General features: G+C 57.8%; 12 protein-coding genes. 10 read left to right on the forward strand and 2 right to left on the reverse strand.

Annotated elements, in window-relative coordinates; translation table 11 throughout:
• Positions 1–19 precede the first annotated feature (19 nt).
• The 9 genes from olsA (at position 20) to trmB (ending at position 9,677) form a co-directional block, all read left to right on the forward strand.
• Positions 20–820 (forward strand): lyso-ornithine lipid O-acyltransferase, encoded by an 801-nt coding sequence (gene olsA, locus RMR21_RS00190; RefSeq protein ID WP_498668743.1) that lies wholly within the window; start codon positions 20–22, stop codon positions 818–820.
• A 100-nt stretch (positions 821–920) separates the two neighbouring features.
• Positions 921–2,318 (forward strand): tRNA (N6-isopentenyl adenosine(37)-C2)-methylthiotransferase MiaB, encoded by a 1,398-nt coding sequence (gene miaB, locus RMR21_RS00195; protein WP_498668744.1) that lies wholly within the window; start codon positions 921–923, stop codon positions 2,316–2,318.
• A gap of 46 nt (positions 2,319–2,364) precedes the next feature.
• A complete protein-coding gene (locus RMR21_RS00200; protein ID WP_498668745.1) occupies positions 2,365–3,420 on the forward strand; it encodes a PhoH family protein in 1,056 nt (351 codons plus the stop codon).
• An 8-nt stretch (positions 3,421–3,428) separates the two neighbouring features.
• Positions 3,429–3,935 carry an rRNA maturation RNase YbeY gene (gene ybeY / locus RMR21_RS00205; protein ID WP_498668746.1) on the forward strand — a complete coding sequence of 169 codons (507 nt, stop codon included), beginning with the start codon at positions 3,429–3,431 and terminating at the stop codon, positions 3,933–3,935.
• Between the two features lie 17 nt (positions 3,936–3,952).
• Positions 3,953–5,086: a hemolysin family protein gene (locus RMR21_RS00210; protein WP_498668747.1), complete on the forward strand. Its 1,134-nt coding sequence runs from the start codon at positions 3,953–3,955 to the stop codon at positions 5,084–5,086.
• 193 nt (positions 5,087–5,279) lie between these two features.
• Positions 5,280–6,869 carry an apolipoprotein N-acyltransferase gene (gene lnt, locus RMR21_RS00215; RefSeq protein WP_498668748.1) on the forward strand — a complete coding sequence of 530 codons (1,590 nt, stop codon included), beginning with the start codon at positions 5,280–5,282 and terminating at the stop codon, positions 6,867–6,869.
• Between the two features lie 146 nt (positions 6,870–7,015).
• Positions 7,016–7,435, forward strand: a complete 420-nt coding sequence (locus tag RMR21_RS00220; protein WP_498668749.1) for a helix-turn-helix domain-containing protein — start codon at positions 7,016–7,018, stop codon at positions 7,433–7,435.
• Positions 7,436–7,604: 169 nt separating this feature from the next.
• Positions 7,605–8,870, forward strand: coding sequence for a methionine adenosyltransferase (gene metK / locus RMR21_RS00225; protein WP_498668750.1), 1,266 nt, complete (start codon positions 7,605–7,607; stop codon positions 8,868–8,870).
• A 108-nt stretch (positions 8,871–8,978) separates the two neighbouring features.
• A complete protein-coding gene (trmB, locus tag RMR21_RS00230) occupies positions 8,979–9,677 on the forward strand; it encodes a tRNA (guanosine(46)-N7)-methyltransferase TrmB (protein WP_498670190.1) in 699 nt (232 codons plus the stop codon).
• Between the two features lie 4 nt (positions 9,678–9,681).
• Here trmB and RMR21_RS00235 read toward each other — a convergent pair whose 3' ends face one another.
• On the reverse strand, positions 9,682–10,581 hold the full coding sequence (locus RMR21_RS00235) for a ribokinase (protein ID WP_498668751.1): 900 nt from the start codon (positions 10,579–10,581) through the stop codon (positions 9,682–9,684).
• 61 nt (positions 10,582–10,642) lie between these two features.
• Positions 10,643–11,839 (reverse strand): DNA recombination protein RmuC, encoded by a 1,197-nt coding sequence (locus tag RMR21_RS00240; RefSeq protein WP_498668752.1) that lies wholly within the window; start codon positions 11,837–11,839, stop codon positions 10,643–10,645.
• 150 nt (positions 11,840–11,989) lie between these two features.
• On the opposite strand from RMR21_RS00240, the gene def reads away from it, so the two are divergent.
• The gene (gene def, locus RMR21_RS00245; protein WP_498668753.1) at positions 11,990–12,502 is read left to right on the forward strand and encodes a peptide deformylase; all 513 of its coding nucleotides are present in this window, start codon (positions 11,990–11,992) and stop codon (positions 12,500–12,502) included.
• Positions 12,503–12,513: the final 11 nt, after the last annotated feature.

Genomic DNA, 12,513 nt, shown 5'->3' on the forward strand with positions numbered 1-12,513 from the left:
CCACAAAGCGGATGAAGCGATGATGTGGTTGCGGGTGATCTATCTGACCGTCGTCCTGACGGTGGCGACATTGGTCTTTTTACCGGTTCAACTGATTGGTCTCTTCTTCGATCTCCCGTTCAGACGTCGCTTGCCGCGATACTGGCACCGGATTGCGTGCCACGCGCTCGGCATCAAGGTGCATGTCCACGACCGCCTGGAAACCTCAAAGCCGCTGCTTCTCGTGGTCAATCACGTCTCGTGGACCGATATCATGGTGGTGGGAAGCGTTGCCGATGTGGCGTTCATCGCAAAGACGGAAGTGCGCAATTGGCCGGTCTTCGGTCTTCTGGCGCGATTGCAGAAAACCATCTTCATAGCGCGGGAGCAGAAACGAAGCGCGGGGGCGCAGGTCAACGAGATTGCGCAACGTCTGGCGGACGGTGAAATCGTCGTTCTGTTTCCCGAGGGAACCACGTCGGACGGCAACCGGATTTTACCCGTCAAATCCTCGCTCTTCGGTGCAGCGTCCAGTGCGGCCGAGCAGGTGCCGGGGGAACTGGTGCATGTCCAGCCGGTCGCGATCGCCTATACCGGCATCTACGGCATGGCGATGGGCCGCTACCACCGCCCCGTTGCAGCCTGGCCGGGAACGATCGGGCTGGTGCCATCGCTGCTTGGCCTGCTGAAGGCCGGGGCCATCGATGTCGATGTGTCCTTTGGCGAGACGATCCCCTTTCGTCGTGGCGATAATCGGAAGGCACTGAGCGTTCAAGCGACGATGTCGCTTCGCGCCATGCTGGGCTTCAGCTTGCGCGGCGGCTGGCGAAAGCCGCGTTGAGCACGGGATTTTTCGATGTTGCGATACAGTTTTCGCTCAGACAGTCGCGATCGCGCATTTTTCTGTTTAATGTAGCGCTTAAAATCATTAGATAACGGCCATGACCCAGGAAATGATCGGCCTCGAGGCCGCCCCGACTGCTCTTCGCGAAGGTGCAAACAGCCGCAAGGTCTTTATCAAGACCTATGGCTGTCAGATGAACGTCTATGACAGCGTGCGCATGAGCGACGCGCTGGCCAAGGACGGCTATGTTCCGACCGAGGATATGGGCGAGGCGGATCTGGTTCTGCTCAACACCTGTCATATCCGTGAGAAGGCAGCCGAGAAGGTCTATTCCGCGCTTGGACGCTTGCGGGACATGAAAAAATCCCGCGAAGAGCAGGGTCGCGAATTCGTGATCGGCGTTGCCGGTTGCGTGGCGCAGGCCGAGGGCGAGGAGATTCTGCGCCGTGCGCCTGCCGTCGATGTTGTCATCGGCCCGCAGACCTACCACCGTCTGCCCGAAGCGCTGCGGCGTGTTCGTGGCGGCGAACGCGTGATTGAGACCGAATATGCCGTCGAAGACAAGTTCGAGCACCTGCCGGTCGCGGATAAGGCGAAGATTCGCGCGCGCGGGGTCACCGCTTTTCTGACGGTTCAGGAAGGCTGCGACAAGTTCTGTACCTTCTGCGTGGTACCCTATACGCGTGGCTCGGAAGTCTCGCGGCCCGTGCAGCAGATTGTCGATGAAGCAACACGGCTGGCCGAGTCCGGTGTGCGGGAAATTACGCTGCTGGGCCAGAACGTCAATGCGTGGCGCTCGACGGGACCGAAGGGTGAGCAATGGGGGCTTGCCGAATTGCTCTACAGGTTGGCCGAGATCCCCGGTATCGCCCGCCTGCGTTATACGACCAGCCACCCGCGCGACATGGACGACCGGCTCATCGAGGCGCATCGCGATCTGCGCGTTTTGATGCCCTATCTACACCTTCCGGTGCAATCCGGCTCCGACCGGATCCTCAAGGCCATGAACCGTCGCCACACCGGCGAGGAGTACATTAGGCTTATCGAAAAAATTCGCAGTGCCCGCCCTGATATTGCCATGTCCGGGGATTTTATTGTCGGTTTCCCCGGCGAGACGGATCGTGATTTTGACGATACGCTGGCACTGGTGGAAGAAGTGAAATACGCGCAGGCCTTTTCGTTCAAATATTCGACACGTCCCGGCACGCCGGGAGCGGATCTGACCGATCAGGTGCCGGAAGACGTAAAGGCTGAAAGGCTGGAGCGACTACAGGCTCTCCTGCTGAAACAGCAGCACGAATTTGCCGGATCGCTGGTCGGCAAGACCATGGATGTGCTGCTGGAAAAGCCGGGTCGCATGCCGGGCCAGTTGATTGGAAGATCTCCTTGGCTGCAATCTGTGAATCTTGATGCAAATGACATGAAAATCGGCGACATTATTCATGTACGAATCACCGCAACGGGTCCAAACAGCTTGTTTGCCGAGGTGGCATAAAGCTAGAGTGAGGAACCGACACTGATTAGGACGGGAGCCTGACCGCTTGAACGCACACGAATTGGTATCACCCTCATCGCGCCAGCCACGCCCAGCCGCGACCGACGCCAATCACTTCGTCCTCACGTTCGAGAATAACAGGATAGCCGGAGAGCTATTCGGTCAGTTCGATCAGAACCTCAAATTGCTGGAACAGCGTTTGAAGATTGACGCGCGCCCGCGCGGCAACTCCGTTGCCATCACAGGTGAACTCGTCGCCACCAATCAGGCCCGTCGCGCACTCGACACCCTGTACGAGCGCCTGCAAAAGGGCGGAACCGTCGAGGTATCCGACGTGGAAGGCGCGATTCGCATGGCCATGGCAGCCGACGACCAGCTGATCCTGCCGACCATGGAGCGCAAGGCCAAGGTCTCCATGGCGCAGATTTCCACCCGCAAGAAGACCATCGCCGCCCGCACGCCGACGCAGGATGTCTATATGCGGGCGCTGGAACAGTCGGAGCTCGTCTTCGGCGTTGGACCTGCCGGTACCGGCAAGACCTATCTGGCGGTGGCGCACGCCGCGCAATTGCTGGAACGCGGTGTCGTGGATCGCATCATCCTGTCACGTCCGGCGGTCGAAGCCGGCGAGCGCCTCGGCTTTTTGCCTGGCGACATGAAGGAAAAGGTCGATCCTTATCTGCGTCCACTCTACGATGCTCTCTACGACATGATGCCGGGTGACAAGGTGGAGCGCGCCATCCAGGCAGGCGTCATCGAAATCGCGCCGCTGGCCTTCATGCGCGGACGCACGCTGGCCAACGCCGTTGTTATTCTCGATGAGGCGCAGAACACCACGACAATGCAGATGAAGATGTTTCTGACGCGTCTGGGTGAAAACGGCCGCATGATCGTGACCGGCGACCCGAGCCAGGTGGATTTGCCGCGTGGCATGAAGTCCGGTCTCGTGGAAGCTCTGCAAATCCTGACGGAAGTCGAGGGCGTCTCTGTCGTCCGCTTCAAGGATGTGGATGTCGTTCGTCACCCGATGGTCGCACGGATCGTCCGCGCCTACGAAGCGCAGACGGCGGTACCGGACGAGAGCCTGTCGAGAGGCAACTGAAGAACGCCATGACGTCACTGGATATTCAGATCAGCGTCGAGGCTGAAGCTTGGCCATCGGAAGACGAGCTGTTCGCATTTGCCAGCCGGGTTTTGGACCCGGCTGTCGATTTTTTGAAAGCGGAAGAACAGCAGCCTTTTCCCAAGGATACCACCGAGCTGTCGCTGGTCTTCACCGACGACGCGTCGATCCGGGAAATCAATGCCGAGTGGCGCGAAAAAGACAAGCCAACGAATGTGCTGTCATTCCCGGCCTATCCGCTGGAGCCCGGCGGCATGCCGGGGCCGATGCTGGGTGATATCGTCATTGCGCGCGAAACCGTGGAGCGTGAAGCACTTGATCTCGAGAAGAGTTTCGATGATCATCTGACCCATCTTCTGGTGCATGGATTTCTGCATCTTTTCGGTTACGATCACATCGACGCCGACGATGCTGAAGAAATGGAAGAGCTTGAGACTCGCATTTTGGCCAAGCTTGGTCTATCTGATCCCTATGCGGGACAGGAACCGCTTTGAATCAACAGTCTGGGACCATGAACGAACATTCGGCACGACCGCCCCTCGAGGGCAAAGATACCGGGGAACAATCCTCATCGGAGGAAGGCAGTAGTCCCTCACGATCCGAGTATCATTTTAAACCCAGAGCATCCCTCTGGTCTCGAATCTCGCGGCTGCTGAAGCCATCCCAAGGCGAGCGTCTCCGTGAAGACATCACCGACGCGCTTATGACGGACACCGAGATCGGTGCAGCCTTCACGCCCGAAGAGCGGGCAATGCTCAACAACATCCTGCGGTTCCGCGAAGTTCATGTCGAAGACATCATGATACCGCGCGTCGATATCGACGGGCTTGATCAGGACATGACGGTCGGCGAAGCGATGATTCTCTTTGAAGAGACGGGCCGTTCGCGTATGCCGGTTTATGACGAGACGCTGGACAACCCCAAAGGCATGATCCACATCCGCGACCTGCTGGCCTTCATCGGCAAGCAGGCCCGCAACAAGCGCCGCGCAGGCTCGCGCGTTGCCGCAGTCGAGGGAACGCGGGCGGCAAAATCCCCCCGGGCGAATTTCGATCTGGCACGCGTCGATCTGGAGCAAACGCTTGCAGACGCCGGTCTCGTCCGCAAAATCCTTTTCGTGCCGTCATCCATGCTGGCATCGACCCTGTTGAAGACCATGCAGGCACAGCGCACGCAGCTTGCTCTCGTCATCGACGAATATGGCGGGACGGATGGCCTCGTCAGCCACGAAGACATCGTTGAAATGGTGGTGGGCGACATAGACGACGAACATGACAAGGACGAGACGATGTTCTCGCGCCTGTCTGATGATGTTCTGATAGCCGATGCGCGCGCCGAATTGACCGAGCTGGCCGAGGTCATCGGGAATGATTTCGATGTTCGCGAGCATATCGAGGAAATCGACACGCTGGGCGGACTGATCTTCTTTGCGCTGGGCCGCATTCCGGTCAAGGGCGAGGTGGTTCGTGCCGTTCCGGGTTTCGAGTTCCACATTCTCGACGCCGATTCCCGACGCATCAAGGGTGTTCGCATCATGCGAAACCAGTCTTCCGAGGGCGAGGACGATCAGGCACCCGCCGATGCGGCGAGCCAGGTGGTTTTGGCTCTACCATCTCCAAGCCGTGCGGATAACGCGCCGGTCTAAGCGAATGACGGCCATTTTAAACGACGAAGACCGCAGGTGCTTTGCCCTGCGGTCTTCGTCGTTTCAGGCGTCGAACATCTGCGGTGAGCGCAGTGGACGCGCTGCGTCTTTTGCAGTAAGTCCCGTTGAATACACGGTGTCGTTTCCCCGGTCACGAGTGTTAGACGGTACCTCTTTATAAGGTGGAAACTGCATGGAACGACTGGCGGGCAAGATCATGTTGGGCAGTGGTTTTGGCCGGATATGCATCGCAGTTCTTGCTGGTGCATTCGGTGCGCTCGCCCTGCCGCCCATCGGTTTTTTTGCCGCCCTTTTCGTATCCTTCACGCTGCTCGTCTGGCTGATCGATGGGACCACCGGTCATCCCGATGGCGGTGTCTGGTCGCGTGGCTGGAAAACCTTCCTCGTCGGCTGGCTGTTCGGTTTCGGGTATTTCGTGGCGGGGCTCTGGTGGCTGGGCAATGCCCTGTTGCTCGAAGCCGACGAATTCGCCTGGGCGTTGCCCCTCGCCATTTTCGGACTGCCCGCCTGCCTTGCCATTTTCTACGGCGTGGCCACCATGCTGGCCAATCTCTTGTGGTCCGATGGCTGGGGTCGCATCGCGGCGCTGGCGGCCGCATTCGGGCTCATGGAATGGCTGCGCAGTTTCATTCTGACCGGGTTTCCGTGGAATGCTGTCGGCTATGGCATCATGCCGATCCCGATCATGATGCAGACGTCCAATCTCATCGGCATTTTCGGCATGTCGATGCTGGCGGTGTTTGTTTTTTCCAGTCCTGCATTGCTGGGGACGAAGAAAGGGTTGATCCCGGGCCTTTCGATTGCAGTTACCATGATTGCGTTACACCTGGGCTATGGTGCTTACCGCCTGAACCAGCCACCGCCGCCTGTCACCGATGACCTGACGGTCAGGATCGTTCAGCCGGGGATCGACCAGTCGGTGAAGATGCTCAACACCGATCGGACCGAAATCTTCAACGCGCATTTGCGCCTGTCTTCCTTGCCGCCATCGCCGGGCCATAAGCGGCCTGATATCATCGTCTGGCCGGAAACATCCGTTCCCTTTATCCTGACGCAGAACCCCGACGCTTTGGCCGAGATCGCGAAGACGCTGGAAGACGGCCAGATCCTGTTGACGGGTGCCGTGCGGATGGAAGATGCGGGGACGGGGCTTGCACCACGCTATTACAACTCCGTCTATGCCATCGACAGCGAAGGCCAGATCATCGGTGCGACCGACAAGGTCCATCTCGTACCGTTTGGGGAATACGTGCCGTTCGAGGACGTGCTGCGCAAGATCGGTATCAACAATCTCATCAGCCTGCCGGGCGGTTTTTCGCCTGCCGTGACCAGAAACCCGATCACGCTGCCCTCGGGCAAGAAGCTTCATTCCTTCATCTGCTACGAAATCATCTTCCCGGGCGACGTCCCTGATGATATCGCGACATCCGCGGCGATCGTCAACGTGACCAACGACGGCTGGTTCGGCAATACGCCCGGTCCCTATCAGCATCTTCAGCAGGCCAGAATCCGTGCCGTCGAGACTGGAATTCCAGTGATTCGCGCGGCCAATACCGGCATTTCGGCCCTGATCGACCCCATGGGACAAATTGTCGCAGGTCTGGACTACGGTCAAAAGGGAATAATCGATTCTACTTTAGGTCGTGCCGCTACTGGCGCGATCACCGCAGATATGAGACAAATGCACTTTTGGTTGTTCTTTTTCACGTTACTCGTTACCGCGATAATTGCGCGGCTCGGTTTGTTTGATCGTAAGAATTGACCAAAAACCCCTAAAATTGCATAGTGCTTGTGTTAGGTTGCACAACGCACATGATATGTTTCTTATAGTGACAATCCTGTGGTTCAGGACCGCAAGGCTGTGTGATCGTTAACCCCGCAGATTTTTTTGAATGTCAGGACAACAACATGACAGAAAACAAGAAAAAGCCGAACCCGATTGACATTCATGTCGGGAGCCGAATTCGCCTCCGTCGTACTATGCTGGGTATGAGCCAGGAAAAGCTGGGCGAAAGCCTCGGCATCACCTTCCAGCAGATCCAGAAGTACGAAAAAGGGACGAACCGCGTCGGCGCCAGCCGCTTGCAGAACATCTCCAGCATCCTGAACGTGCCCGTCTCCTTCTTCTTCGAGGATGCGCCAGGCGACCAGGGTGTCAGCGCTACCGGCATGGCAGAAGCCAACAGTTCCAACTATGTCGTTGACTTCCTGTCCTCTTCCGAAGGGCTTCAGCTCAACCGCGCATTCGTGAAGATCAACGACCCGAAGGTTCGCCGTCGCATCGTCGATCTGGTCAAGGCGCTGGCCGCCGAAGGCGACGCGGAATAAACGATCGAAACAATTTCGGTAAACGACAAACGGTCCTTCGGGGCCGTTTTTTGTTGCGTAAGGATGATTTAGGAATTCCGATATAAAGATATATTTATGTCGTTGTGTCCTTGTTTTTTTCAGGCAATGTGACTAACAACGATGACCGTTTCTTTGAGGGGAATCCCGCATGCGTGCCAATTACCTATTCACAAGCGAGTCCGTGGCTGAAGGTCACCCTGACAAGGTTTGTGACCGCATTTCCGACGAAATCGTTGATTTGATCTACCGTGAAGCCACCAAGACCGGTGTCGATCCCTGGACGGTGCGCATCGCCTGCGAGACGCTTGCAACGACGAATCGCGTGATCATCGCCGGTGAAGTACGTGTTCCCGACACGCTTTTGAAGAAGGCCAAGGACGGCTCGGTCTTCAAGGATGCGAGCGGCCATCCCGTCATCAACCCCGCCAAGTTCAAGGCTGCTGCCCGCAAGGCCATCCGTGATATCGGTTACGAGCAGGACGGTTTCCATTGGAAGACGGCCAAGATCGACGTGCTGCTGCACCCACAGTCCGCCGACATTGCACAGGGCGTCGATAACGCGTCCGACAAGCAGGGCGACGAAGGTGCTGGCGACCAGGGCATCATGTTCGGTTACGCCTGCAAGGAAACGCCGGACCTGATGCCGGCACCGATCTATTATTCCCACCGCATTCTCCAGCTTCTGGCCACAGCCCGCAAGAGCGGCGAAGGCGAAGCGGCCAAGCTCGGTCCCGATGCCAAGAGCCAGGTGACAGTGCGTTATGTCGATGGCAAAGCGTCCGAAGCCGTCTCGATCGTCTTGTCCACCCAGCATTTGGATGCAAGCTGGGACTCCAAGAAGGTTCGTTCTGTCGTGGAGCCCTATATCCGCGAAGCGCTTGGTGAGCTGAAGATCGCTGACGATTGCCAGTGGTACATCAACCCGACCGGAAAGTTCGTGATCGGTGGTCCCGATGGTGACGCTGGTTTGACGGGTCGCAAGATTATCGTGGACACCTACGGCGGTGCAGCCCCCCACGGTGGCGGTGCGTTTTCCGGTAAGGACACGACAAAGGTCGACCGCTCCGCTGCTTACGCGGCACGCTATATCGCCAAGAACGTCGTCGCCGCAGGGTTGGCAGAGCGCTGCACGATCCAGCTGTCCTACGCCATCGGCGTCGCGCAGCCATTGTCGGTCTATGTCGATTTCCACCAGACCGGCACGATGAGCGAAGACGAGGTAGAAGCCGCGATCCGCAAGGTCATCGACCTCTCGCCATCGGGCATTCGCCGTCATCTGGACCTGAACAAGCCGATCTATGCCAAGACGTCGTCCTACGGCCATTTCGGTCGCAAGGCTGGTCGTGACGGCTCGTTCTCCTGGGAGAAGCTGGATCTGGTCAAGCCGCTGAAGGATGCATTGAAAGCCGCATAAGGCTTGTCAATCATCGCTGATTGAGAGATACGGTCTGAAAAGTTTGAAACCCGCACAGCGCCATAAACAGGCGCGGTGCGGGTTATCCATTTGTCTGAGAGTGTTGAAATGACGGAAGAGCGGCGTTCGCGCGCAACGGAAGCATTTTTTGGTCGGCGCAAAGGCAAGCCACTGCGCAACCAGCAGGTCGATACGATCGAAAACCTTTTGCCTTTGCTGAAGGTGGACCTCGACACTCAGCCGCCGAAAAACCTCGCGGCGCTCTTTCCCGCCGACGTGACGTCCATTCGCCTCGAAATCGGCTTTGGTGGTGGCGAGCATCTCATCCACCGCGCATCCGAAAACCCAGCCACCGGTTTCATCGGCGTCGAGCCCTTCGTGAATTCCATGGCGAAGCTTCTGGGCAGTGTGCGCGAACGCGAACTGATGAACATCCGTCTTTATGACGATGACGCCACGCAATTGCTGGACTGGCTGCCGGATGCGTCGATCGATCATATCGATCTTCTCTATCCCGATCCGTGGCCGAAAAAGAAGCACTGGAAGCGTCGCTTCGTTTCCGATGTCAATCTGGCGCGGTTTCACCGGGTGCTGAAACCGGGTGCCAAATTCTGCTTTGCCTCGGATATCGATACCTACATCAACTGGACGCTTCAGCATTGCGCTCAGCATGGCGGTTTCAAATGGACGGCGCAGACATCAGCCGACTGGAACACGCCGTTCGATACCTGGCCGGGCACGCGTTACGAGAACAAGGCGAAGCGAGAGGGTCGCAGCTCCGCCTATCTCACCTTCATCCGAACCTGATTATTCAGATTTTCGCATCCACCTCGGATGCGACGGGAATGGATGGTTGCGCGCCGGGCCGCGTACAGGCCAGCGAACCGGCAACGGCTGCACGACGCAGCGCCGTCTCGAAATCGAGACCGGCGTCCAGACTTGCGGCCAGATAACCACAGAACGTATCGCCTGCACCGACCGTATCGACGGGCTCGATCTTCAGGCCCTTGGCCTTCACCAGCTTACCGTTGCGAATGGCGATAACGCCGTCTGCACCCAGCGTGACGATCACTGTCTGGCCGGTCTCGTCATGAAGGGCGGCAAGCTCCTTTTCCCGCTGATCTGCGGAGAGGCTGTTTTTGCCGATCAGCAATTCGAATTCGGTTTCGTTGGCAATGACGACGTCAGCGAGTCGTGACAGGCGCTGCGCCTCTGATGTTAGAGGTGCGGTGTTGATGAGCGTCGTCACGCGCTGTGCCTTTGCCGCTTTGAGCGCTGCTTCGATCGCCTCTGCTGGCACCTCGAACTGCAACATGAGAATATCGCCTTCCGCCATTTCTGAGACGGCGCGAGTGGCGTCTACTTCCGACACCTCACCATTGGCGGCGGGGATGACCGAAATCATGTTTTCACCGCCCTCACCGATCAGGATGACGGCGGTTCCGGTCGGTACGGCGACAGTCTTGACCAGCGACAGATCCGCCCGCGCATCACGAAGCAGGGTGAGGGCCGGGGCTGAGAAGGCATCATCGCCGACGGCACCCGCCATCTTCACAGTTGCGCCCGCGCGGCGCGCTGCCAGTGCCTGATTGGCGCCCTTACCACCGGCGGCGGTCGAAAAGGTCTTGCCGGTCACGGTTTCACCCGGCTTCGGCAGGCGGTCGGAAATGGCAACGAGGTCCATGTTGATGGAGCCGAAAACTGTGATCATGCGGGTCATTCCATAAGGGGCGAAAACAAAAGCGAAACAGGCGGCGACTTTGCCGAGTGGATTACTCGTCGTCAACCACCCTCAGCTTGGCCGCACCGGCGCGTACGTCCGAGATTCGGCGCAACTGCTCGGCTTCCAGATGAGCGATTTCCTTTTGTGACGGTGCAAAATCGAGGCTTTCGATCTTGATACCGCGCGCCAGCACCTTGTCGGACGAGGTCAGCATCATGTCGACGTCCTTTTGCACCAGCCCGAAATGTGCCTGCAGTTTACGGGTCCGTTCGTCCAGACGCCGCACATCGTCCATCAGCATGGCGACCTCGCCTTGAATGAGATGCGCCTGTTCGCGCATCCGCTGATCCTTGAGGACAGACTGTATGACCTGAACCGACAGCATCAGCAGCGATGGCGAGACGATGACGACGCGGGAGCGTTGCGCGCGCTGAACCAGATTTTCGAAATGCTGGTGGATATCGGCAAAGATGGATTCCGAGGGAACGAAGATGAAGGCGGTGTCCTGCGTTTCGCCGGAGATGAGATATTTGTCCGCCACATCGCGAATATGCACTTCCATGTCACGTCGGAATTGCTGGGTGGCGGCCCGTTTCGCTTCCGGCGCATCATCCGCCTTGAGCGCATTCCAGGCCTCCAGCGGAAACTTCGCATCGATGACCAAAGGCGGCGCATTGTTCGGCATTCGGATGGTGCAATCGGGCCGAAAGCCGTTCGAAAGTGTCGGCTGCAAACTATAGGCACCGGAGGGCAGGGCGTCTGCGATCAGTGCTTCCATTCTTGCCTGTCCAAAGGCACCACGCGTCTGTTTGTTGTTGAGAATGGCCTGAAGGCCGATCACGTCCTTGGCCAGATCCTGAATATTGCCCTGGGCAGCATCGATCACGGCAAGGCGTTCCTGCAATTTGCTAAGGTTTTCGTGCGTCGAGCGGGTTTGCTCCGTCAACGTGGTGCCGATGCGCTGCGACATGCCGTCCAGCCGGTCGTTCAGCGTTTGGCTCATCTCGTTCTGGCGGGCGCTGAGGCTTTCCGTCATGGCGGCGATGCGGCCGTGCAGTTCCGACTGGGTTCTCAGAAGCTCGGTGATTTCCTCGCGCGACTGATCGACAACCGGCGGTTTTCGCCAGACGAAGGTGGCAGTGATGAAGCACCCTGCAATCACAAAACCGAGCACAGCGCCGGCCGAGATCGGAAGGCTGCCGAGCATGAAGGCTGTCGTACCAAGCGCATTGAGATCGATGTTCATATCCAAATCTAACAGATTTCGTGTGATTCGTCAGATCAAAACAAGAACATTTCCAAGGCGCAAATGAGTCCAGTTTACTGCCGATGCGGTTGCTAATATTGACCTTTATTTTTTGTTTCCTCCAAAGATGAGATGCGTTATGGGGAAGCCATGACGATCAAACCTCTTATTATTTTGCCCGATCCTCTGCTGCGCCAGCAATCCAAGCCCATCGAACAGGTGGATGCTGAGATCACGCGTCTGGCAGACGACATGCTGGACACGATGTATGATGCGCCGGGCATCGGCCTTGCCGCGATCCAGATCGGCGTGCCGCGCCGTATGCTGGTCATCGACATCTCGCGCGAAGACGAAGACCGCAATCCGGTTGTGTTCATCAACCCGGAAATCCTCAAGGTGTCGGACGATGTGTCGGCCTATGAGGAGGGCTGTCTGTCCATTCCCGACTATTATGCCGAGGTAGAGCGTCCGGCATCGCTGACGGTTGGCTATATCGATCGCGACGGCAAAAAACAGACGGTGGAGGCCGATGGCCTGCTCGCCACCTGTCTGCAACACGAAATTGACCATTTGAACGGTGTTCTGTTCATCGACCACATTTCCCGTCTGAAACGGGATATGGTCATCAAGAAATTCACCAAGGCGGCCCGCGCGAAAATCTGATCCGTCTGTTT

The organism is Agrobacterium sp. rho-8.1 (assembly GCF_033957725.1).
Taxonomy (GTDB): domain Bacteria; phylum Pseudomonadota; class Alphaproteobacteria; order Rhizobiales; family Rhizobiaceae; genus Agrobacterium.